19 protein-coding genes are annotated in these 19,852 nt (G+C 62.1%); 8 read left to right on the top strand and 11 right to left on the bottom strand.

Features of this window, described 5'->3' with window-relative positions; all coding sequences use genetic code 11:
• Positions 1-180: 180 nt before the first annotated feature.
• From FJ953_RS29210 to FJ953_RS29200, 3 genes are all read right to left on the bottom strand, one after another.
• Positions 181-1,152, bottom strand: coding sequence for a cupin domain-containing protein (locus FJ953_RS29210; protein ID WP_140500993.1), 972 nt, complete (start codon positions 1,150-1,152; stop codon positions 181-183).
• A gap of 262 nt (positions 1,153-1,414) precedes the next feature.
• Positions 1,415-2,359: a 2-hydroxyacid dehydrogenase gene (locus FJ953_RS29205; RefSeq protein WP_246674933.1), complete on the bottom strand. Its 945-nt coding sequence runs from the start codon at positions 2,357-2,359 to the stop codon at positions 1,415-1,417.
• On the bottom strand, positions 2,332-2,529 hold the full coding sequence (locus FJ953_RS29200; protein WP_140625603.1) for a hypothetical protein: 198 nt from the start codon (positions 2,527-2,529) through the stop codon (positions 2,332-2,334). The genes FJ953_RS29205 and FJ953_RS29200 overlap by 28 nt, the downstream gene beginning before the upstream one ends.
• Before the next feature lie 301 nt (positions 2,530-2,830).
• Here FJ953_RS29200 and FJ953_RS29195 point away from each other — a divergent pair, with 301 nt between their 5' ends.
• On the top strand, positions 2,831-3,958 hold the full coding sequence (locus FJ953_RS29195) for an iron-containing alcohol dehydrogenase (protein ID WP_181167624.1): 1,128 nt from the start codon (positions 2,831-2,833) through the stop codon (positions 3,956-3,958).
• A gap of 40 nt (positions 3,959-3,998) precedes the next feature.
• Positions 3,999-4,745, top strand: a complete 747-nt coding sequence (locus tag FJ953_RS29190; RefSeq protein WP_140625602.1) for an SDR family oxidoreductase — start codon at positions 3,999-4,001, stop codon at positions 4,743-4,745.
• Positions 4,746-4,830: 85 nt separating this feature from the next.
• Here FJ953_RS29190 and FJ953_RS29185 read toward each other — a convergent pair whose 3' ends face one another.
• The 6 genes from FJ953_RS29185 to FJ953_RS29160 form a co-directional block, all read right to left on the bottom strand.
• A complete protein-coding gene (locus FJ953_RS29185) occupies positions 4,831-5,709 on the bottom strand; it encodes a type II secretion system protein GspK (protein ID WP_181171668.1) in 879 nt (292 codons plus the stop codon).
• A 103-nt stretch (positions 5,710-5,812) separates the two neighbouring features.
• Positions 5,813-6,373 (bottom strand): prepilin peptidase, encoded by a 561-nt coding sequence (locus FJ953_RS29180; protein WP_140625601.1) that lies wholly within the window; start codon positions 6,371-6,373, stop codon positions 5,813-5,815.
• Positions 6,370-8,514: a type II secretion system secretin GspD gene (gene gspD, locus FJ953_RS29175; protein ID WP_246674936.1), complete on the bottom strand. Its 2,145-nt coding sequence runs from the start codon at positions 8,512-8,514 to the stop codon at positions 6,370-6,372. Before gspD ends, FJ953_RS29180 begins: the two co-directional genes overlap by 4 nt.
• Before the next feature lie 381 nt (positions 8,515-8,895).
• Entirely contained in the window at positions 8,896-10,173 is a 1,278-nt protein-coding gene (locus FJ953_RS29170) for a TRAP transporter large permease subunit (protein ID WP_140560829.1), read from the bottom strand.
• Positions 10,170-10,715, bottom strand: a complete 546-nt coding sequence (locus tag FJ953_RS29165; RefSeq protein WP_181165438.1) for a TRAP transporter small permease — start codon at positions 10,713-10,715, stop codon at positions 10,170-10,172. The genes FJ953_RS29170 and FJ953_RS29165 overlap by 4 nt, the downstream gene beginning before the upstream one ends.
• A gap of 213 nt (positions 10,716-10,928) precedes the next feature.
• Positions 10,929-11,219 (bottom strand): DUF1330 domain-containing protein, encoded by a 291-nt coding sequence (locus tag FJ953_RS29160; protein WP_140558623.1) that lies wholly within the window; start codon positions 11,217-11,219, stop codon positions 10,929-10,931.
• 211 nt (positions 11,220-11,430) lie between these two features.
• Between FJ953_RS29160 and FJ953_RS29155 the strand changes: the two genes are divergently transcribed.
• From FJ953_RS29155 to FJ953_RS29135, 6 genes are all read left to right on the top strand, one after another.
• A complete protein-coding gene (locus FJ953_RS29155) occupies positions 11,431-12,240 on the top strand; it encodes an IclR family transcriptional regulator (protein ID WP_140500977.1) in 810 nt (269 codons plus the stop codon).
• A gap of 79 nt (positions 12,241-12,319) precedes the next feature.
• Entirely contained in the window at positions 12,320-12,721 is a 402-nt protein-coding gene (locus tag FJ953_RS31045) for a DUF5681 domain-containing protein (RefSeq protein ID WP_224655968.1), read from the top strand.
• A 480-nt stretch (positions 12,722-13,201) separates the two neighbouring features.
• Positions 13,202-13,783 carry a DUF2796 domain-containing protein gene (locus FJ953_RS29150; RefSeq protein ID WP_140625599.1) on the top strand — a complete coding sequence of 194 codons (582 nt, stop codon included), beginning with the start codon at positions 13,202-13,204 and terminating at the stop codon, positions 13,781-13,783.
• A 1-nt stretch (position 13,784) separates the two neighbouring features.
• On the top strand, positions 13,785-14,507 hold the full coding sequence (locus FJ953_RS29145; protein ID WP_140625598.1) for an ATP-binding cassette domain-containing protein: 723 nt from the start codon (positions 13,785-13,787) through the stop codon (positions 14,505-14,507).
• A gap of 47 nt (positions 14,508-14,554) precedes the next feature.
• Positions 14,555-15,760: an FtsX-like permease family protein gene (locus FJ953_RS29140; RefSeq protein ID WP_246674932.1), complete on the top strand. Its 1,206-nt coding sequence runs from the start codon at positions 14,555-14,557 to the stop codon at positions 15,758-15,760.
• Positions 15,757-16,482, top strand: coding sequence for a DUF3299 domain-containing protein (locus tag FJ953_RS29135; RefSeq protein ID WP_140625597.1), 726 nt, complete (start codon positions 15,757-15,759; stop codon positions 16,480-16,482). The genes FJ953_RS29140 and FJ953_RS29135 overlap by 4 nt, the downstream gene beginning before the upstream one ends.
• A gap of 67 nt (positions 16,483-16,549) precedes the next feature.
• Here FJ953_RS29135 and FJ953_RS29130 read toward each other — a convergent pair whose 3' ends face one another.
• Both FJ953_RS29130 and FJ953_RS29125 read right to left on the bottom strand, forming a co-directional pair.
• Positions 16,550-18,235 (bottom strand): GspE/PulE family protein, encoded by a 1,686-nt coding sequence (locus tag FJ953_RS29130; protein WP_181171666.1) that lies wholly within the window; start codon positions 18,233-18,235, stop codon positions 16,550-16,552.
• 482 nt (positions 18,236-18,717) lie between these two features.
• A partial coding sequence (locus tag FJ953_RS29125) for an NAD(P)(+) transhydrogenase (Re/Si-specific) subunit beta (RefSeq protein ID WP_140625595.1) occupies positions 18,718-19,852 on the bottom strand: 1,135 nt, incomplete at its 5' end.

The raw sequence follows: 19,852 nt of genomic DNA, 5'->3' as shown, positions 1-19,852 counted from the left end.
TGAAGCGGACGGTACGCCGCTTCTGCTACGGCGCCGACGAGCCTCCGACGGGCGGTGTGATCAATTCTACGGCCACGATGAACGCGCCCCCGCGAATACACCCCGGCCGATGCTCCCCCGCGCCAAAGTCAGGTCAGACCAACGGCCCGCCCTCACGATGAGGACGGGCCACCGGCAACATCAATCAAGCCATCCCTTGCCCGAGATCGGGGGCATCGGTGGGTTGGGCTGGCTGGCAGTCGGCGGCCAGTTATGCGTACCGGTCGGGAAGGGATTGATGGCAATCCGCGTGTCACTCCCCGGACAATAGTTCGCCGCCGAGTGCCACCGGCCGGCCGGGACATAGACAATGTCGCCGGCCTCCGAGACGAAGCCCGGCAGGCCTTCGAGGTTGTATTGGATCTGACCTTCCATGATGAACCAGAATTCACCATAGTTGATGTGCCTGTGTCCGAGCGCCGTGGGGGACTGCATATTGCAGTTGAACGCCTGGCCGCGGATGGCGTTAACGAACAAGCCAGGGGCGGTTACGAACGCGCCGCCCGAGGGCGAAGCAAGGAAATCCCTGAAAGTAGAATTGCCCGTCCCAAGGGCTTCTGCACCCGGATCCTGTCGCGTCAACGCCCAGGTCATCCCCGGCTGCGGCTTAGGCAAGGTTGCCGCCGCCTGCGGGTAAGTGATCTTGGCGTCCGCGGTGAAGACCTCGAAGTGCAAGGACGGCACCGCGCCGACGTTCTTCATCTGGAACTGCGTACGCGCGGGAACCTGGACCATAAAGCCTTTGGTGGCCGTAAACGGCGCCTCGCTCCCGATCGTGAACTCGACCGAACCTTCCCAGACAATGAAGGCCGCGCGGGTATCCGATATGAACATGGCCGGCGACTGATCACCGACCGCCAACTGAACCCATGAAGCCCGCAGGTGCGCGTCGCTGACGATCTCCTGGTGCCAAGTCTTGGACTGATTGGCGGGAGAAATCTTGGCGCGCACGTCGGCTATCGTCGTGTGTGGCTTGTTCGGGGCCTTGTATGGTGCCAGCGCCACCGGCTTTGGCGTCCAGGTGAACACCGTCTGTGCGAGCGCCGCGGTGGACGATACCGCCCCGATCGCCAGCGCGGCCACCACGGCCAATCCGCCTTTCCATAGGTTCATGAGAGTCACTCCTCCGTTTTCTGCTTGACCGATGGTGACACCGCGAATCTGACCGAAACCCCAAGCATCGACCGATCAGAAAAATCCACAATGTGGACGCGATGTCCAACAATGCATATTGGGCAGACTATTAATGGGTTGTCAACGCCTCACCGCGGCGCTTCAGGGCCTGTCGATCGGATGCTTGCCTGTTGGGTTAACGTGCATGGATCATAACGTCCGCTGACAGTGCAGGAGGCCTCGGCGGCTGATCGGAGGCTGTCTAGGGTACGGGTGTGATCGCCGCTCCACTCTGGAACCAGGCGATCACGTTCTGGGCCACGAGGTCCGCCATTGCGGTGCGCGTACTGACCGACGCGGACCCGATATGCGGCAGGATCGTCAGGTTATCGAGCGCCAGCAGGTCTTCGGAGACATTGGGTTCATCCGCGAGCACGTCGAGGCCGGCCGCCGCAATGGCTCCTGTGCGCAGGGCGCCGATCAGTGCATCCTCGTCCACGACGGTTCCGCGGCCTACATTGATGAACACGCCCTCGGGCCCGAGGGCGGACAGCACCTCGGCATTCACGCTGTTTGCGGTCGACAGGTCGCCCGGCACGATGGAGATGAGTACATCGACGGCACTGGCAAGTTCCAGCAGTGAAGGAAAGTAGTCGTACGCAACCCCCTCCGCCGGGCGCCGGCTGTGATAGCCAACAGGAAGCCCAAACGCTTCAATTCGTCGGGCAATGCAGCGACCGATCCGCCCCATTCCGTAGATGCCGACCCTGCGGTTCCGCAGTGTCAGACGGCTAAGCGGGTAGTCCGATGCTTTCCACCGGCCCCCGCGAACGAAGGCTGCCGCCTGGGGTATCTCGCGCACGACGCTGATAAGGAGCCCCAACGTGAGATCGGCGACCTCCTCGTTCAGGACATCAGGGGTGTTCGTGACGACGATATTCTTGCCGCGTGCGTAGGCAGCATCCACCGCGTCGTAGCCGACGCCATAGCTGGCGATGATCTCAAGGTTGGGAAGGGCGTCTATGAACTGCCGATCGATTCTGGCGCGACAGGCCACGCCACGAATTGACGCCCGCACCTCCGGGGACAGATGGGCGTGAATGTCACAATCAGGGGTTTCGACCAGGCTGAAATGCGTTCTGAGCATGCAGCGGGCATGCTCGTGCATCCAGCCTGGTATCAACACGGTGGCGGCGGGTTTCGACAAAGGCTTTCCTTCCGGTTCGGGGGTGTCACTGCCGGCACGAATGGCCGCAGGTGAATCAGGGTTTTCGCCCGGGAGGCCTTTGGATTGCGCAATGCGCCGACAGTGAGCCGCGGATTGATGTTGGCTTCGAGTTCGCGGCGGCTGGCCAGTTTCTCCAGCGCAATCGGCATGTCAGCGGTTCCGGTACCATGTCTTCCAAGGTCGCCATAGATCTGACCATAATATGGTCAATCTGTCCAAGATTTTGATAGGAGCCCGCAACCTTTTTGTCAAGGCGGCGGGAACGCCGCAACAAAAAGGGGGAGCTTGACAAGTGTGCAGTTCCACCTAATGCTTGGGCAGATTGTCCATATTATGGACTGAGCGATTCCAAAAGGTCGCGCGTTCGTATTCACCGGCTGCACGAAATGTGCCGAATGCCAGACGGTGGCTGCAGCGATGCATGTGCGGAATGTCAAGGAGTGTGGCAGCGTGAACAATATAAACTACCTTACAAATATAAATTTCGGGCTTGGAGCGGCCGAGTCACTGGCAGAAATTTTGGGCGAACTCGGCGTGTCCCGCCCTTTGGTGATCAGCGATCACGGCATCAAATCCGCTGGTTTGCTTGAGCGTCCGGTATTCGAGTTCCTGAGAACAGCGCCGATCTTCCTGGACGTTCCCTCCAACCCGACTGAGAGCGCAGTTGCTGCCGGTCTCGCGCTATACAGGCAAGGCGGCTGCGATGGGGTAGTGGCGATTGGCGGAGGCTCTCCGATCGACCTGGCAAAGGGCGTGGCGCTGCTTGCCACGCACGATGGTGAACTTGAGCGTTATGCAGCGATCCTGGGCGGGCTGGCACGCATCACCGGCGCGGTAGCGCCGCTTGTGGCCATCCCGACAACGGCGGGTACGGGGTCCGAAGTTGGACGCGCGGCACTGATCACACTGGATGACGGCCGGAAGCTCGGATTTATCAGCCCGCACCTCATCCCGCGCAGGGCGATCTGTGACCCGGGGTTGACGATGGGGCTCCCCCCGGCTCTGACGGCCTCGACAGGGCTCGACGCACTGTCGCATTGTATCGAGACGTACCTTTCCCCCCGCTATAATCCGCCTGCCGAGGCAATTGCCACCGACGGCTTCCAACGCATCTGGAAAGCTTTGCCTGTCGCCTACGCAGACGGCGCGAACGCGGAGGCGCGGACCGAACTCATGATGGGTGCCCTCGAAGGGGGCATGACGTTTCAGAAGGGGCTTGGAGCCGTCCATGCGCTTAGCCATGCATTGGGCGGTCTCAAGGAGGCTAAGCTCCATCATGGGACGCTCAACGCCATCCTGATGCCGACCGTCCTTCGGTGGAACGTGGAAGTTGAAGCCGTGGCTCAGAAGGTCGACTACCTCGAGCGCCTGGCGGGACTTGAACATACAACGCTCGCAGATGCACTGGACGGGTTGAACCGTAGTCTTGGCATTACGCCCAGATTGTCCGAACTGGGGGTTCCCCGGCACGTCATCGATTGGGTGTGTGAGCGAGCCATTGCAGACCACAGTCATCCCACAAATCCACGTTCGCTGACCAAGGAAGACTACGCCGCGATCCTTGAGACCGTTTTCTAGGCTGCGAATGTCCTCAAAGGAGGAGCGAGGAGGTAATTCCGTGAGACCGATTGTGATCGTAACGGGCGCAAGCCACGGCATCGGTGCCGCAACGGCGCGGCTGTTCGCCGTTGAAGGCTACGATGTTTGCATAAACTATCTTTCGGACGCTGCCGCTGCATCCGAAGTCGTTGAGCACTGCAAGGCCGCAGGCGCCCGCGCCATCGCGGTACAGGGAGACGTGGGCAAGAGGGAGGACATCGAGGCCCTGTTCAGTGCCTGCGACGATGCACTGGGGCGAGTGACCTGCCTGGTCAATAATGCCGGGATCATTGGGAAAGCCTGCAGAATCGATGAGTTGCAGCCCGCGGTGCTGGAAAGCACCTTCAGGACCAACGTCTTCGCCGTCATGTACTGTATACAGGAAGCCGCGAAACGCATGTCCAACCGCAAGGGCGGCAGAGGCGGGACGATTATCAACATGTCTTCGCTCGCCGCCTTCCTCGGCAGCCCGAACGAATATGTGCATTATGCCGCAAGCAAGGGTGCAGTGGAATCCATCTCCATCGGCGCGGGGAAAGAACTGGCGCCGGAGGGCATCCGTGTGAATGCCATACGTGTCGGGACCACCAACACGCGGATACACACACAAGGCGGAAACCCCGAGCGACCAGCCAGGATTGCGGCGGCAACCCCCATGGGGCGCATCGCGGAGCCTGAAGACATCGCGCGCGCGGCCCTGATGCTTGCGTCTCCTGGCGCGGGGTTCATGACAGGCACCCTGATCACGGTGTCCGGGGGGCTCTGATGCTCCGCGGTCGGGATATTCCGCTGGGAGTGCCAGGCTGGCCTGGCACTCCTGCTGAGACCGGTCGCGCCCCATCCACGGGCATTCATTCCAACTCAATTGCCGCGCGACGCCAGTCAAGCACTCTGTAAGGTGCCTCGTCCGCGTTCGATACAAGTATCAATGCCTCGAAAGATTCGCTGTAGCCGGACCGCAGGGTCGTCCTGAGATCGACGCGCCAGCTCGGTGCCGGTTTCAGCGTGTTGAAGGTCACCCCCGCCAGCGACTGATCGAGTTGCTCGCGCGACAGACGGCCGGCGTGGAAATCCTTGATCGCCTTTCGCACCGACGGCGGCAGGCCAGGAATATCGCCCAGCAGTCCATCATCGAGCGCTTCCAGGCGAACGCCGGCCAAGCCGGAGGAGACGGTGACATAGGGTTCGATGGCGATGGCCATATCGGGCGTTATTCCCGGGAAGGCGGCCAATTCGGAGACCGTCTGAAACAGCTTTGTGTCGTTTCCAGCCTGCTGCGGAGCGGAACCGGCCGGCTGTCCGTTCGCCGGAGTCGGCCGGGCGCGGTGGCCGATGATCTTTGTCGCCAGATCCTCCGCGGTTCCGGGAGCGGCGCCGGCGGCTCGCAACGCGCCAACGATCAGCGGCCGCTCGGCGGTGTTGAGATCGATCCGCAACGCTTCATTTCTCGCAGAGATGGAAGCGACCCCGGCCGGCAGGGTGATCGTGGACGATATCTGATCGCTCAGCGCGACTACACCGTCGGGCGGGCCGGCGCGGATCTCGGCCGCGGCCTGCGACAGCCCGGCTTCAGCCAGAATGCGCGCCGACGCCTTGTCCTCCGTGACGCGCACACTGGCCACGACCCCGGTCATCTGCGCGCGAAGTATGACGGCAAGGAATCCCAGAAAAATCATGATCCACAGGACGCTGACGAGGATTGCACCCCGCCGGCTCGTTGCCGAGCTCATGCCCACTGCCGCAAGACCCATTTCGGCCCCATGCTTCGCCACGAAAGGTGACGCCACGATCGCGTCGAAATCAAGACTTCGCTCCCCGGCTCAAGCAATGTGATCACCATGCGGCGGGCAGCCACGCCCAGATGATGACCAGTGCCGGCGCGAGGAACGTTCCGAACGGAACGCGCGCCGCGGCACGGAGCGGGCGGCGCAAGCGAACCGCGCGGATGATGCTGAAGATGAAAGCCGCGACCGAAGCAAGTAGGATCTGGGCGCCGACGCCGGCCAGCCCGGCCAAGACGGTGGATACACCGATCAGCTTGATGTCGCCGAAGCCTATGCCGTCGCGACCGCGCAGCCTCCCATACGTGACGTCGAACAGACACAGCAGGAGCATCAGGACGCCCCCCGGCCCGATGCGCCAGGCCAGCGCGGCGAAATCGCTCGCCTCAAACCACCAGTCGGCGAGCGCGACGACCAAGATGCCGGCCGTGTAGCGGTCAGGAATGAGCAAAGACGCAAGATCATGGACCGCGATTGCCGCGGCCAGAAGGCATAGCGCAAGCGTCGACGCGATGACGAATGCGGGGCTTCCGATGACAGCGGGCACGGTAGCGGCGGCGAGCGCGACTGCGACGGCGGCGGTAGACCGACGCCGCGCCCTCAGAATCTTCATTCGATCATCGTCTTGGCCGGCCGCCGCAGCGGCACGTTTCTGGATGGCTCGTTCATCAGCCGCAATTGCGACCGCATCTCCTCCGCCACATGTTGCGCATCCATGCCGTCCTTCATGACCTGAGGCCGGATCAGGATGATCAGCTCCGTCCGCGTCGCGGAGTTCTGGTTGCTCCGGAAGGCGTCGCCGATGACGGGCAGATCGCCAAGCACCGGCACACCGTCGCGGCCGCGCTGCTGGCGTTCGCTGATCAGTCCGCCGAGCATCACGGTCTGGCCGCTGGTGACCGATACGGTCGAGCTGACCTTTCGTTGCGATATGGTCGGCGTCAGGGACTGGGCCTGGCTGCGCTGGACCGAGCTGATCTCCTGTTCGATGACGAGGCTGATCGTGCCGTTCCCGGTGATCCGGGGCAGAACCTTCAGGATCACGCCGGTATCGCGGAACTCGACGTTGTTGACGACCGGCGCTTCGGGATCGGTGACGGACTGCGCGGTGCGGGTGACGATCGGTATTTCATCACCGACCTGCAGCAAGGCGGGTTTGTTGTCGAGCACCACCACCGAGGGCGAGGAAAGCACCTTGACCTCGGTAACGCCGCGCAGCGCATCGATGACAACGCGCGGCTCGGTGTCGGGGCCAAGCAGCAGGTTGAAGCCCGGAAGCGTTCGCGACAGCACGGCCTTGCTGGCTTCCTGGAACAGACCGACCGATCCGTGGTTGCCGCCCACGCCGATATCATTGGATTTCAGGAAGAACTGCACGCCATAGCGCAGCTCGTTGGTCAGGGTGACCTCGGCTATCGTCGCTTCGATAGCGACCTGCTCTTGCGGCCGGTCGAGTGCGGTGATCGCTTGTTCGATCAGCCGTTGCTGGTCGGGCCGCCCGTAGATGAGAATGGTGTTGTTTTCCGGGTTCGCGGCGATGCGCACGCCGCTTTTCGACCCACCACCGCCCGGGATAGGCTGGTCGGTTTCGCCAGCGGGGGCCGGCAGGCTATCCGCCATGCGCTGATCCGGCGTCGCAGTGGCCGCCTGCGAACCGTTTGCGCCCTGATTCTGGCCGTCAGCCTGCGAGCCGGGCGGAAACTGCGAGGCCGGGTCTTCTGAAGCCGACGATGCCGGGGCGCCGTTGAATATTTCGTTGACCATCGATGCAAGGCGCCGTGGCTCCAGGTGCTGGACCTTGTACACCCGCAAATTGGAGGCAGACGCGTCGATCCGGTCGAGCCGCTCGATCCAGCTCGCCGCGCGCTGCAACTGGTTGCGCGTCTTCGCCACCACCAGAATCGCATTGCTGCGCTCGATCGGCTCGACCCTGATCGTGTTGCGTCCGCGACCGCCCTCCCCGATGTCGAGCACGCGGGTCAGCTCGGGCATCATGGTGGCCGCGCTGGAATTGTTGACAGGGAAAATGCCGACTGACTGGTCGGCCAGCCAGTCCTGGTCGAAAGAGCGCGCTGCTTCGATCGCCGCAGTCCGCTCCGCCGCCGTCCCCTGGAAGATCAGCGCGTTGCGGCTGGGATCCTCGCGCACCATGCCGGGACGGGCGACGAAGTTTTCGAGCAGCGGCAGGATCGTGCTGGCGGAAACGTTTTTCAGGGGAAACACCGTGACGGCGTAGCCAGGCTGGATGGTGGTGCCCGGATCGAGTTGGGCGGCTCCGAACGCTTCGTTCGCAGGTATCAGCCGCAGACGGTCGCTTTCGCGCATCATGGCCACGCCGCTGCTGTGCAGCGCGGACTCGAACATGGTGAGGATTTCCGCGGCCGGCGTAGGCTTCGACGTCGTGATCGATACCTTGCCCGCGATTCTGGGGTCGAGCGAGTAGCTGATCCCCAGCACCTCGCCCAGCACCGTGCGGGCCGCGACTTTGATCTCGGCCTCCTCGAGGTTGACCTCGAACTTTTCGCCGCTCAGCCGCTCGAGCGACTTGCGCTCGCCGGCAGTCAGCTGCTGTTGGTATCCGTAGTATACTTCACCCTGCCGGTTGTTCTGCGTGCGGCCGAAGCCGAGCCTCGACAGAAAACCGCCGCCGGAAGGTTTGCGCGCACTCAAATCTGCGTTCGCGACCTTGTCCAGGGCATCCGGCCGCGCGGCAACGTCTCCAAGATAATCACCAGTGGAGGTACACGCGGCCACTACCGCCAAGAGGCAGGCCGCCGCGCCTCTGCGAACCCACACGGAACAGGCATTTGGGGCACTGCCTTGCCGACCTACGCTCACCTACACACCCAACCCAAGCCTACGCCCGGCGCCTCGGGAAAGTACCGTTCTATGACGCTTGAAAACCACAAGGCACGCTTTCTGCTTCCCGCTTGGACACCGTACACCTCGTCGACCTCGGTCAGCCCGAGGTAGGTGAAGAACTCGAACTTATGCCGCGATTCGACATGGACCTGCGCCAGCGGCTGCAACTCCTCCCGCGTCAGGGCCCCGCCGACGTCGTCGTTGAGGCCCTGCTCGCATGGGCGGCAAAGCCATCGTCGAATGTTCAGCCTAACTCCTCCACGGTTGGGATTCTCAATGGAACCAGCCCGCTGGCACGGTCACCAATGCCGGGAACAGAACCAGCAGCACGATGAGGACCATCTCGGCCAGAAGGAAAGGCCACACACCTCTCAGGGCCGACCCCATTGAAACTTTGCTGATTCCGCACACCGTGTTGAGGACAGTTCCGACAGGGGGCGTAATCATGCCGACCGCGGCGGTCATGATGAACATGACCCCAAAATAGATCGGGTCGATCCCGGCCGCCGTTACGAGCGGCATGAGGATGGGTACCAGTATGGTGATCGAAGGTGCGAAATCGAGCACCATGCCGATGACAAAGATCGCCAGAACGATCATGGCCATCAGCAGGATCGGCATATCGATGAAAGGACTGAGGAGAGTAACGAGCTGGGCGGGCAGACTGGCGATCGTCATCATGAAGCCGGTGACCACGGAGGCTGCCACCAGCAGCATGATTACTGCCGTCATTCGACCGGCGTCGAGCAGCGCGTCAAAGAGCAGCCGCGGCGTCAGCTCCCGATAAACAACCAGCCCCACGAACAGTGCATAGAAGGCTGCAACGACGCCGGCCTCCGTGGGGGTGAAGATGCCGAACCGCAGTCCGACCAGGATAATCACCGGCAGCATCAACGCCCAACCGGCGGTCAGAATGGCTTTCGGGATGTCCCTGCGCGGGAGTTTGGGCTGGACCGCCGACGTTTCCTTTCTGGAGACGATCCACCAAGTCACCACTAGGCTCAGCCCCATCAGGATCCCTGGCACGATTCCGGCGAGGAATAAGCCGACGATGGAAATGTTTGCGGTGACGCCCAGGATGATGAATCCGACAGAGGGCGGGATCACGGGGGCAATGATGCCCGTCGCCGCCATCAAGCCCGAGGCGCGACTCATGCTGTAGCCCGCATCGCGCATAAGAGGGATCAGCATGACGGCAAGCGTCGCCGTATCCGCGATTGCCGATCCGGAGAGGCTGGCCATCAGCAAGCCCGTGCCGATGACCACGTAACCGAGGCCGCCACGTATGTGACCGAAGAGCGCCAGGGCCACGTTCACGATGCGGCGGGAGAGGCCGCCGGCGTTCATGAGCTCGCCAGCAATGAGAAAGAACGGGATCGCCATCAGCGGATAACTGTCCGCGCCATTGACCAGCCGTTGCGCGAGGATCTGAGCATCCAGATTTCCCATCAGCAGCATCATCGCAACCCCCGACAGCATCAGAGCGAAGGCAATGGGAATCCCGATGCCCATTGCACCGAGGAGTGAACCTATGAAGACCAAGCCGCTCACGGTGTTTTCTCCGAAACTAGCGCGGGGGACACGGCCGGTGGCGGCACATCGATCTCTGCTCCCGACCACGGGGCGGGCAGGATGCCGCGCAGCGAGCGCCACAGATCAAGAAGGAGGATCAGAGCCATCATGATGGCAGCGGTGATACCCGCGGCGTAGATGGCCCCGACGGGAATTCCCGACAGTGCTTGGACGTTGCCCCATTCGATCACGGTGAGTGACCAGCTGCCTTGTGCCAGGAGCCAGCAGCACCAAAGCATCAAGCCATACGAAACAAGAAAGCAGACGAAGCGCGCCCTGCGAGGCAACCGGACCACCAATGAGTCGACGCCGAGATGCGCGCCCTTGGCTAGGGCCACCACGGATCCCATAAAGATGATCCAGACGAGGACCACACGGGAGACTTCAACGGCAAACGGAATGCCTGAGCTGAAGCCGTAGCGTAGCACGACATTTGTAAAGATTAGGATGCTGATGACGGCCATGCCGACGACGACGAAGACGTCAAAAGCCTTGAAAAGCCACTGTAACGGCGTGGTCATAACTGCTCCCAAAAGGTTGTGCGCGCATGCATCGATCCTTGCGGCACTCTGACGAGAATCCGCAGACCGTGAGCAGGGAGCCTCCAGCATGCTGATGGGGTAGAAACACCCAATCGCGTGATGAAGGCCTGTCCTGCTCATCCGGTCGAACAGCGCAGGGGTAAAGCCAACGATCCCTCCAACCAGTAGGAGGTCCCGGGCGAGCTTCCGGTGTCAGACACCTTCCACCACGGCCAGATGTGCCTTGGCATGCTTCTCGCGGGCCTTGATCGCCGTCTGATACTCTGGAGAGTTGTAGCAGGCGAGAGCGGTCTCGTAGTCCTTGAACTCGATGACCGCCAGGCGGTTCGCGTGAGGGCCCTCCATGACCTGGCTCGTTCCCGCGCGAACGACGAAGGACGCCCCGTATTTGTCGAACGCTGCCTTGTTCAAGGCAATGTATTCTTTATAGCCCTCATGGTCCGCGATATCGACCATTGCAACCCAGTATCCTTTTTTGGTCATCTGCTTCCTCTCCCACAGAAATTCCCATACCCTCTCGCGGAAGATACGGACGTCCCGATGCATTCAAATTCGCCACAAGTGCGTTTGCCGTTGATCCTCCTCGATCACACGGCTAGAACCGAAACTACGACGCTGACTACAATATGGACAGCTTGTCCAAAAGCGTGTAGTACCACCATGTTTCGTTGTCAAGCTTGCAAGGAGATGCGCCATGGGCCTAAGTGAGCTCCAGGACGAAGCCGATGAGAGAGCTTCTACTCACGTGCAGGGAGCGGCCTCGTTCTCGAAGTTCATCACGGTGCTGCAGATCATCGCGGATGCCCCTGGAACCTTGGACATTGCCCAACTGACAAAGTGCGCGCCATTTCCCCGGGGGACGGTCTACCGTCTCGTTTCGGCGCTCACGGCGGAGGGACTCATCACACAATCGGGAGAGGGTGGAACGTTCCGCTTGGGGCCGCGCCTCCTCCAGCTTGCTGCCAAGACCTGGGAGGACTCCGACTTGCGGACGATCGCTAGGGATTTTCTGGTTTCGCTCCGCGACGCAACCGATGAGGCGGTTCACCTTGCGGTGCCTAGCAATAACCGGATGGTCTACATAGACAAGTTGGTGGGCTCCAGCAGGGTTCAGATGAAAACCAGCATTGGCGGCCAGGTTGAACTTCACTCGACATCCGTGGGTAAGGCGTGGCTGTCTGGTCTGCCAGACCAGCGGCTGTTGGAAGTCATCAAGAGCCTGGATCTGAGACGCCATACCGCCAAGACGTTCACGACACCCGAAGCGCTGTTCGATGAGTTGAAGCGGACGCGCGAGCAAGGGTTCGCGTTCGATGACGAGGAGAACGAACCGGATATCCGCTGTCTCGGCAGCCCGATCTTCAATCGTTCGGGGGAACCGATCGGAGCGGTCAGCATCAGCATGCCGGTGTACCGGCACGACGCTCGGCGCCACGAGCTCTGCGCAAGGCTGGTGCGTCAAACGGCGAAACAGATCAGTGGCGAATTGTCCAGGATGGTGTAGCGCCGGGCGCGCCACCGCGTCCATCGCCACCATCGACGTGCCGCTTTAACGGCATCGCTATCATTCGACGCTGAGGAAGATGGCTGATCCAACAGCACCGAAACAGCCTTGGGGTCCGTTCAAGCCAGGTCAGTCCGGAAACCCGGCAGGCAGGCCCGAACGGGCCCACAACAAGCTCGTTGAAGCATGCCTCGAGGACATGCTCGCGGAGTGGGAGGCCAACGTGCCAGCAGCCATTGGCAAGAAGCGAGAGGAAAAGCCAGACGCACACCTCGAAGTCGTCGCTTCGATCCTGCCGCGAGACTTGCCGTACCAGATCGACAAGCGGCAGCCCTTCGTCGATGCCTTCGCCCACCGCTACAACCGTCACAGGCCACACGACGCTCTCGACGAATCAACTGAGCCGAGTATCTCAAGACCTTCAGCGGCGCGCCCCGCAGGCCTCCTCACATGTCTTGAACCAGGACATCCTCCAGGATGACACCAAGCGAACTCACTGTGCCGGAATGGCTGCGACGATCTCAGGCGATAGCCTGGGTGACATTGCTTGGCATGCTCTTCCATATCGCATTTGCTTTCGGACACATCGATGGCCCGACGCATAGAAACGGCTTGCTCTTATCCAGCTTCGAGCGGTCGCTCGCAGGATCCGGAGAAGGGCCCGCGTCGGGGCACCACGACGACAAGTCCCAGGGCCGTTGTGACATATGCATCATCGGCTCCATGGGAGCCGCACTGCCGGCGCCTGCGGCAGTTCATGTCCCTTCCGAGCTCACCTTCTACACGATCGACTGGGTCGCGACTGCGGCGCGCCCGGACACCATAGAACTCTCTTCACACTACGATATCCGCGGCCCTCCGCGAGCTTGAATGGATGGCTGAACTGCCGCTTCTCGCGGTCGCGCCACGCGCCGAAACTTGTGATGGCGGCTAATGACCATATCGATCTGGAGAGACAGAGATGGGATTGCATCACCACACCGGGACGTTGTTTGCCGCTGGCATGTTTATTGTTATTTCGACGGCGCACGCAGAAGAAGATCGTCGAGAGCTTGGACCACATGTTCATGGACACGGGACATTGGCGATCGCTTTCGAGGCCAACAATGTTCAGATGGAGCTCGCTGCCCCTGGCATGGATATTGTCGGGTTTGAGCACGAAGCTGAAACCGCGGAGCAGAAGAGCACCGTCGAGACCGCGCTCGCCGACCTTAAGGAACCCTTGAAGCTCTTCGCGATGCCCGACTCCGCAGGGTGCACCGTCACCTCCGCCGACGTCAAAGTCGTCGCGGAAGAACATGAGGACCACCCTGCTACCGCGGAGGCTGGTGAGGCCGCGGGTTCTGAAGAGCACGGGGCCCATCACACCGAGTTCCGAGCAACTTATGCTCTCGCCTGCGCGGATACTGCCCAGGCCGCGTGGCTCGACTTCCCCTTCTTCGATCGCTTCGCCGGATCCGGGAAACTCGGCGTGACGGTCGTCGATGCCAATGGACAGACCGCTTTCGAGGTGTCCCGCGAGGCGCGCTATCTGGAGAGATGAGATGAACGCGGACGCCGCGACGGACGCCGTGCGCTTGCACGGCGTCGAATACAGGTGGAACGCGCGAGACCCGTTTTGCCTCTCAATCGGCGAGTTCGAAGTTTCCCGCGGTGAGCGTCTTCTGCTGCTTGGCGCATCCGGTAGCGGAAAATCGACGCTCCTCAGCTTGCTGACAGGCATCGCGTTGGCGCAAGCTGGGCGCTTGGAAGTCCTCGGGCAACGGCTTGACGAATTGAGCGGCAGCGGGCGCGATCGGTTTCGGGCGGAACATTTTGGCATCATCTTTCAGATGTTCAATCTTCTTCCCTACGGCGCCGTCATCGACAATGTGCTGTTACCGCTCAGCTTCGCACCGGAACGTCGCGCCCGCGCAAATGCCGCGGGAGGCGCGGAGAGCGAAGCCCGGCGCCTCTTGTCGGCCCTGGGACTTCCGGCGGATATCGGGCAGCAGACGGCGGCCACCCTGAGCGTCGGTCAGCAGCAACGCGTCGCGACGGCGCGGGCGCTCATCGGCTCCCCCGATATTGTTGTCGCCGACGAGCCTACATCGGCTCTCGACGACGATCGGCAGCAGGATTTTCTCGACCTGCTGTTCGGCCAGATCGAGGCCACAAAGGCAACTCTGATCATGGTCAGTCACGACCGCCGCTTGGCGCAGCATTTCACGCGGGCGATCCAGCTCAACGACATCCTTACAACGTCGAAAAGCCGAGCCCGGGCATGATTGTCGCACGTCTCGCTCTGCAATCGCTGCGCAACCGCTGGATCACGGTGTTGCTGACGATCCTTTCGATCTCCGTCAGCGTCATGCTTCTGCTCGGTGTCGAGAAGGTGCGCAGTGGCGCGCGAGACAGCTTTGCCGGGACCGTGTCTGGTGCGGATCTGGTCATTGGCGCCCGATCGGGTGCCATGCAGCTCCTTCTCTACTCGGTGTTCCGCATTGGCAACGCGACCAACAATGTCACGTGGCGCAGCTACGAAGACATCGTTTCGCGCCCGCAGGTAGCCTGGGCAATTCCGCTTTCACTTGGCGACAGCCATCGCGGCTTTCGCGTCATCGGGACGACTCCGGATTACTTCGAGCACTTCCAATATCGCGGCGGCCAGGCCTTGACGTTTGCTGCAGGCGCACGCTTTGACGACCTGTTCGATGTCGTCCTCGGCTCGGATGTTGCGAGCCGGCTTGGCTATTCCATCGGCGACAAGATCACTGTCGCGCACGGTGCGGGCTCCCTTGGGCCGCAGCATGACGACCTCCCGTTTCGCGTGTCCGGCATACTGTCACGTACCGGCACGCCGGTGGACAAATCCCTCCATGTCAGTCTCAAGGCTATCGAGGCCATTCATGTCGACTGGCGGTCCGGTTCACGGATCCCGGGACAAGTTACACCGGCCGACCGTCTGCGGCAGATGTCGCTTCCTACGAGGGCGATAACCGCCGCGATCATCGGCTTGAAGTCGCGCCTGCAAGTCATCGGGTTCCAGCGCGGCGTGAACGAGTACAGGGCCGAGCCTCTTTCGGCTGTGCTGCCGGGGGTCGCCTTGCAGGAGATGTGGGGACTGGTCGCCACCGCCGAGACCGCATTGCTTGGCGTCTCCGCGATGGTCGTGGTGACCTCGATGCTCGGCTTGTCGGCAATGATCCTGTCGACGCTCAACGAACGACGGCGTGAGATCGCGATATTGCGCTCGCTGGGGGCAAGACCCGGCACGGTTGCAGGCCTTCTTGTCGGAGAGGCTACCTTGCTGACGGTGGCGGGAATCGCAATCGGTACGGCGGCACTTTATGCGGTCCTGATGGTGGCCCGCCCGCTTGTTGACAGACAGTTCGGCGTCGACATCGGCATTCAGCCTCCGTCCACGACCGATGCCCTGTTGTTGTTGGCAATATTGATCGGCGGGATAGCCGCCGGGTTCCTGCCGGCCTGTCGCGCCTACAGGATGTCACTCGCAGATGGCATGATGGTGAGAACATGAAGACTTCCGGATTCCTCGGCAACGCGAGATCGATGTTGCGCTGCATCGCTCTCATCCTGGCCGTTTTGGGCGCGGGCTGCGGCGCGGCATTCAGCGAGGCCGCGACCCAGCTGAAATGGGAGATGCTGATCCCGCCGACAGAACCGCTGGCAAATTTCCCGGACGCACTTCCTTTTGAGCAGCAGGAGGCCCTGAGAAATGTCCTATACTGGAAAGGTCACCCGTCGGGCGAGTTGAGCGAAGAGTTTGCCCTTCAGCGCGACGAAGCCAAAAAAAGGGTCGACGCCGACAGGGAGAAACTTGCAAAGCAAGGCGTCGATCTTGATGCGCTTTACGAACGATACGTCGCCTGGGCTACAGAGATCGAGAGGCGTGGAACCCTCACCGAGAAGAAGTTGGACGGCGAGCGGGTAGCCATCGCCGGCTATCTGCTGCCCCTGGATTTTGATCCGAACGGTACGACCGAGTTCCTGCTTGTCCCCTATTTTGGTGCGTGCATCCATGAGCCGCCACCGCCGCCGAACCAGGTGATCTACTTGAAATCCACCGCTCCGTACGCACCTGCGGCCCTGTTCGAGGGCGTGATGATAACCGGTACGATGCGCGTGCAGTCCGAAAGGAAAGACCTCTCCTTTGTGGACGGTTCAAGCGAAGTTGCTTCGGGCTACGTCCTGGAGGGCGACAGCATCGAGCCCTATCAAGGCGAGGGTGGCGGGCAATAGTCCCGCGGAGGCAATGCCAACCGCCAGTCCGCTGGTCGGAGGCAGGCGCGTCCGTGGATGGATGCGCTCAGCGAAACCCGGTGACCCTGAGCACCTCCGCCGGCGAGGTGAGACCTTGCCCTGCCTTCCTGGCACCGTCATGCGCCATCGTGCTCATGCCCCGCTCCAGCGCGAGCGCTTCGATCCTGGAGTGGTCTGCTCCTTGTGAAGCGAGCTCGATGATAGCTTCCTCTAGGACCAGGATCTCGAACACGGCGATGCGGCCTCGATACCCCGTGCCGTTGCAACGGCCGCAGCCCACTGCGTTGAACACTTTCTGGCCTTGGGAGAACCCGACGGCCTGGTAGCGCGAGTCGGAGGAGAAAGTCTCGGCCGAAAGAATTCCTTCCTGCTTGCAGTGATCGCAGAGCCGCCGCAACAGGCGCTGGGAGATGATGCCGCGGACGGCGCCGACCAGCAGATAGGTCTCGACACCCAGGTCGCGCATACGCGTGAAGGCCGCCGCCGCGGTGTTCGCGTGGACGGTGGTGAGAACGAGGTGTCCGGTGAGCGCTGCCTGGACGGCGGCCCGTGCCGTCTCGCCGTCGCGTATCTCGCCGACCAGGATCACGTCGGGGTCCTGTCGCACGAACGTCCGGATCGCGGATGAGAAGGTGATGCCGATCGCCGAGTTGATCTGCGACTGCACGATGCCGGGGATCTGGTACTCGACGGGATCCTCGATGGTCACGATCTTGCGGCCCGGATCGTTTAGCTTCGAGAGCGCGGCGGCGAGCGTCGTCGTCTTGCCGCTGCCGGTCGGGCCGGCGACGGCGATCATTCCATGGGTGTGCTCAAGGAGCCGGTCCAGCGTCTGCCGTTCTTGGTCATCCAGGCCCACGCCCGCGAAATCGAGCAGGACGCTGTCGCGGTGCAGGATGCGCATGACGACGGTCTCGCCATGGATGGAGGAGAGGGTGGCAACGCGCAGTTCGACTTCGCGGTCGCCGATGGGAAGGCGCATCGCACCATCCTGAGGCTTGCGGCGCTCGGTGATGTCGAGGCCGGCGAGAACCTTGATTCGCGACACGATCGCATCGCCCATTTCGTGCGGCGGCGGAGGCATGATCCGCAAGACGCCGTCGATACGGAAACGCATCACGAGCCGTCCGCGCATCGGTTCGAGGTGGATGTCGGTTGCCCTCAGGTCGAGCGCGCGCCGGAAGATGTCGTCGACGACAACCACAACCGGCGCGCCGCTCGCGAGATCCCGCAGGCTTGCGATAGCCGCTTCGGAGGTTGCTCCTTCGCCGGTGGCCTGGGCAACATCCTGGGTGCCGGAAAGGCGTTCCAGGCAGGATTCCAGGTCGGGTGCGGGAACCACGCAGACCTCGACGTCACCGTCGAGAACGGATCGCAGCGCCTCTATCGGGTCTGCGTCTCCAGGGTGGAGAACCCCTATGACGGCGCTCCCGTCAGGCGCCGTGAGCGGCGCGATCCAGTTCTCCACAAGAAATCGGTTTGAGAGATTCTGCGCGACGGGCCTGTAGTCGGCGAGTTGGTGCCGGTCGAGAAGCCGCACGCCATAATAGGACGACAGGAAGCCTGCGAGGGCATCGGCGTCGACGATCTGCGCTTCGATCAGGCGGTGCAGGTCGGAGGCTCGCGAGGCCGTGCTCTCACCGAAAAGGCCCCGCGTAGCCTCGCGGCTCGCCAGTCCGGCATCGGCCATGGACGACAAGAGCGAGTGTAAGTCTGTAAGCTGTGGGTTCATTGAACGTACCTGTCGCACTTGACCCTTGAGCACAATGGACGCCGGCTTGCGCATGCCGAATCCGTCTGTCGGTTTAGTCCGCAGATCGGTCTGCCTGACGTACGATTCCGGATCCGGCGGTTCCCCGGAAAGCTGCGCCAGACCAGAAGGCTGTGCGGTATAGGTGTCAAGAGCCCGTGCCCTTCTACTCCCACCAGACGGTGAACCGGGTGCCACACGAGGTAGCGATTGAGAATCTTTCGCTACCCCCACATATCGCCGCCAATATTGCGGAACCCCACTCGACCAAGGCAAGCGTCACGCCCGCCAGCAGCTGGTGGGAAATCGTCATGACCCATGCGACCGTGATGATCGTAGCCGAGGGCCGCTTCGGCCGAGGAAGGATATCTTGGCCGCAAAGGCAGGCTGCGCCGCGTTGAAATGAGCAGGCTTGGAGTGGCTGGAGCCCTTCCCGCTTCATCGCCTTGCCGGGCGTATCAATCTCAGTGATCCATGGCCTTGACGATTTCCTCGGTCATCTTCTTGGCGTCGCCGAGCAGCATCATGGTGCCGTCCTTGTAGAACAGCGTGTTGTCGATGCCGGCATAGCCGGAGCCGAGCGAGCGCTTGACGAACAGGCAGGTGCGCGCCTTGTCGACATCGAGGATCGGCATACCGTAAATAGGTGAGGACTTGTCGTCCCGCGCCGACGGGTTGGTGACGTCGTTGGCGCCGATGACATAGGCGACGTCGGCCTGCGCGAATTCGGAATTGATGTCCTCGAGCTCGAACACTTCGTCGTAAGGCACGTTGGCTTCGGCCAAGAGCACGTTCATGTGGCCCGGCATGCGGCCGGCCACGGGGTGGATGGCGTATTTGACGTCGACGCCATTGGCCTTGAGCTTGTCGGCCATCTCGCGCAGTGCGTGCTGCGCCTGGGCGACGGCCATGCCGTAGCCCGGCACGATGATGACCTTCTGCGCGTTCATCATCAGGTAGGCGGCGTCATCGGCCGAGCCCTGCTTGACCGTGCGCTCGATCCCATCATCACCGCCCGCGGCTGCGGTCTCACCACCGAAGCCGCCGAGGATGACGGAGATGAAGGAGCGGTTCATGCCCTTGCACATGATGTAGGACAGGATGGCGCCCGACGAGCCGACCAGGGCGCCGGTGATGATCAGCGCCAGATTGCCGAGCGTGAAGCCCAGAGCCGCGGCCGCCCAACCCGAATAGGAGTTGAGCATCGACACCACGACCGGCATGTCGGCGCCGCCGATGGGGATGATGAGCAGCACGCCCAGCACCAGCGATGCGGCAACGATGAGCCAGAAGACGAGCTTCGATTCGGTGGTGACCAAAAGCACGATCAGCACGACCAAGGCGATGCCAAGCGCGATGTTGATGAAATGGCGGCCGCCGATCATGATCGGCTTGCCGGACATGCGCCCGTCAAGCTTCAGGAAGGCGATGACCGAGCCGGTGAAGGTGATGGCGCCGATGGCCACACCCAGGCTCATTTCGACCAGCGCCTGGGCGTGGATGTCGCCCGCCGTGCCGATGTCGAAGCTTTCCGGCGCATAGATGGCGGCGGCAGCGACCATCACGGCGGCAAGGCCGACGAGCGAATGGAAGGCGGCG

The organism is Mesorhizobium sp. B2-3-6 (genome assembly GCF_006442305.1).
Lineage (GTDB): Bacteria > Pseudomonadota > Alphaproteobacteria > Rhizobiales > Rhizobiaceae > Mesorhizobium.
Note: the sequence above shows the minus strand (reverse complement) of the source record. Positions and strands in the feature narration are given on the sequence as shown.

Bases quoted from the DNA above. Each gene is read 5' to 3' on its own strand.
- FJ953_RS29210 (WP_140500993.1), bottom strand. From the start codon at position 1,152: ATGAACCTATGGAAAGGCGGATTGGCCGTGGTGGCCGCGCTGGCGATC.
- FJ953_RS31045 (WP_224655968.1), top strand. From the start codon at position 12,320: ATGGCTGATCCAACAGCACCGAAACAGCCTTGGGGTCCGTTCAAGCCA.
- FJ953_RS29150 (WP_140625599.1), top strand. From the start codon at position 13,202: ATGGGATTGCATCACCACACCGGGACGTTGTTTGCCGCTGGCATGTTT.
- FJ953_RS29200 (WP_140625603.1), bottom strand. From the start codon at position 2,529: ATGCCGATTGCGCTGGAGAAACTGGCCAGCCGCCGCGAACTCGAAGCC.
- FJ953_RS29165 (WP_181165438.1), bottom strand. From the start codon at position 10,715: ATGACCACGCCGTTACAGTGGCTTTTCAAGGCTTTTGACGTCTTCGTC.
- FJ953_RS29160 (WP_140558623.1), bottom strand. From the start codon at position 11,219: ATGACCAAAAAAGGATACTGGGTTGCAATGGTCGATATCGCGGACCAT.
- FJ953_RS29180 (WP_140625601.1), bottom strand. From the start codon at position 6,373: ATGAAGATTCTGAGGGCGCGGCGTCGGTCTACCGCCGCCGTCGCAGTC.
- FJ953_RS29155 (WP_140500977.1), top strand. From the start codon at position 11,431: ATGGGCCTAAGTGAGCTCCAGGACGAAGCCGATGAGAGAGCTTCTACT.
- FJ953_RS29185 (WP_181171668.1), bottom strand. From the start codon at position 5,709: ATGAGCTCGGCAACGAGCCGGCGGGGTGCAATCCTCGTCAGCGTCCTG.
- FJ953_RS29135 (WP_140625597.1), top strand. From the start codon at position 15,757: ATGAAGACTTCCGGATTCCTCGGCAACGCGAGATCGATGTTGCGCTGC.
- FJ953_RS29130 (WP_181171666.1), bottom strand. From the start codon at position 18,235: ATGAACCCACAGCTTACAGACTTACACTCGCTCTTGTCGTCCATGGCC.
- FJ953_RS29145 (WP_140625598.1), top strand. From the start codon at position 13,785: ATGAACGCGGACGCCGCGACGGACGCCGTGCGCTTGCACGGCGTCGAA.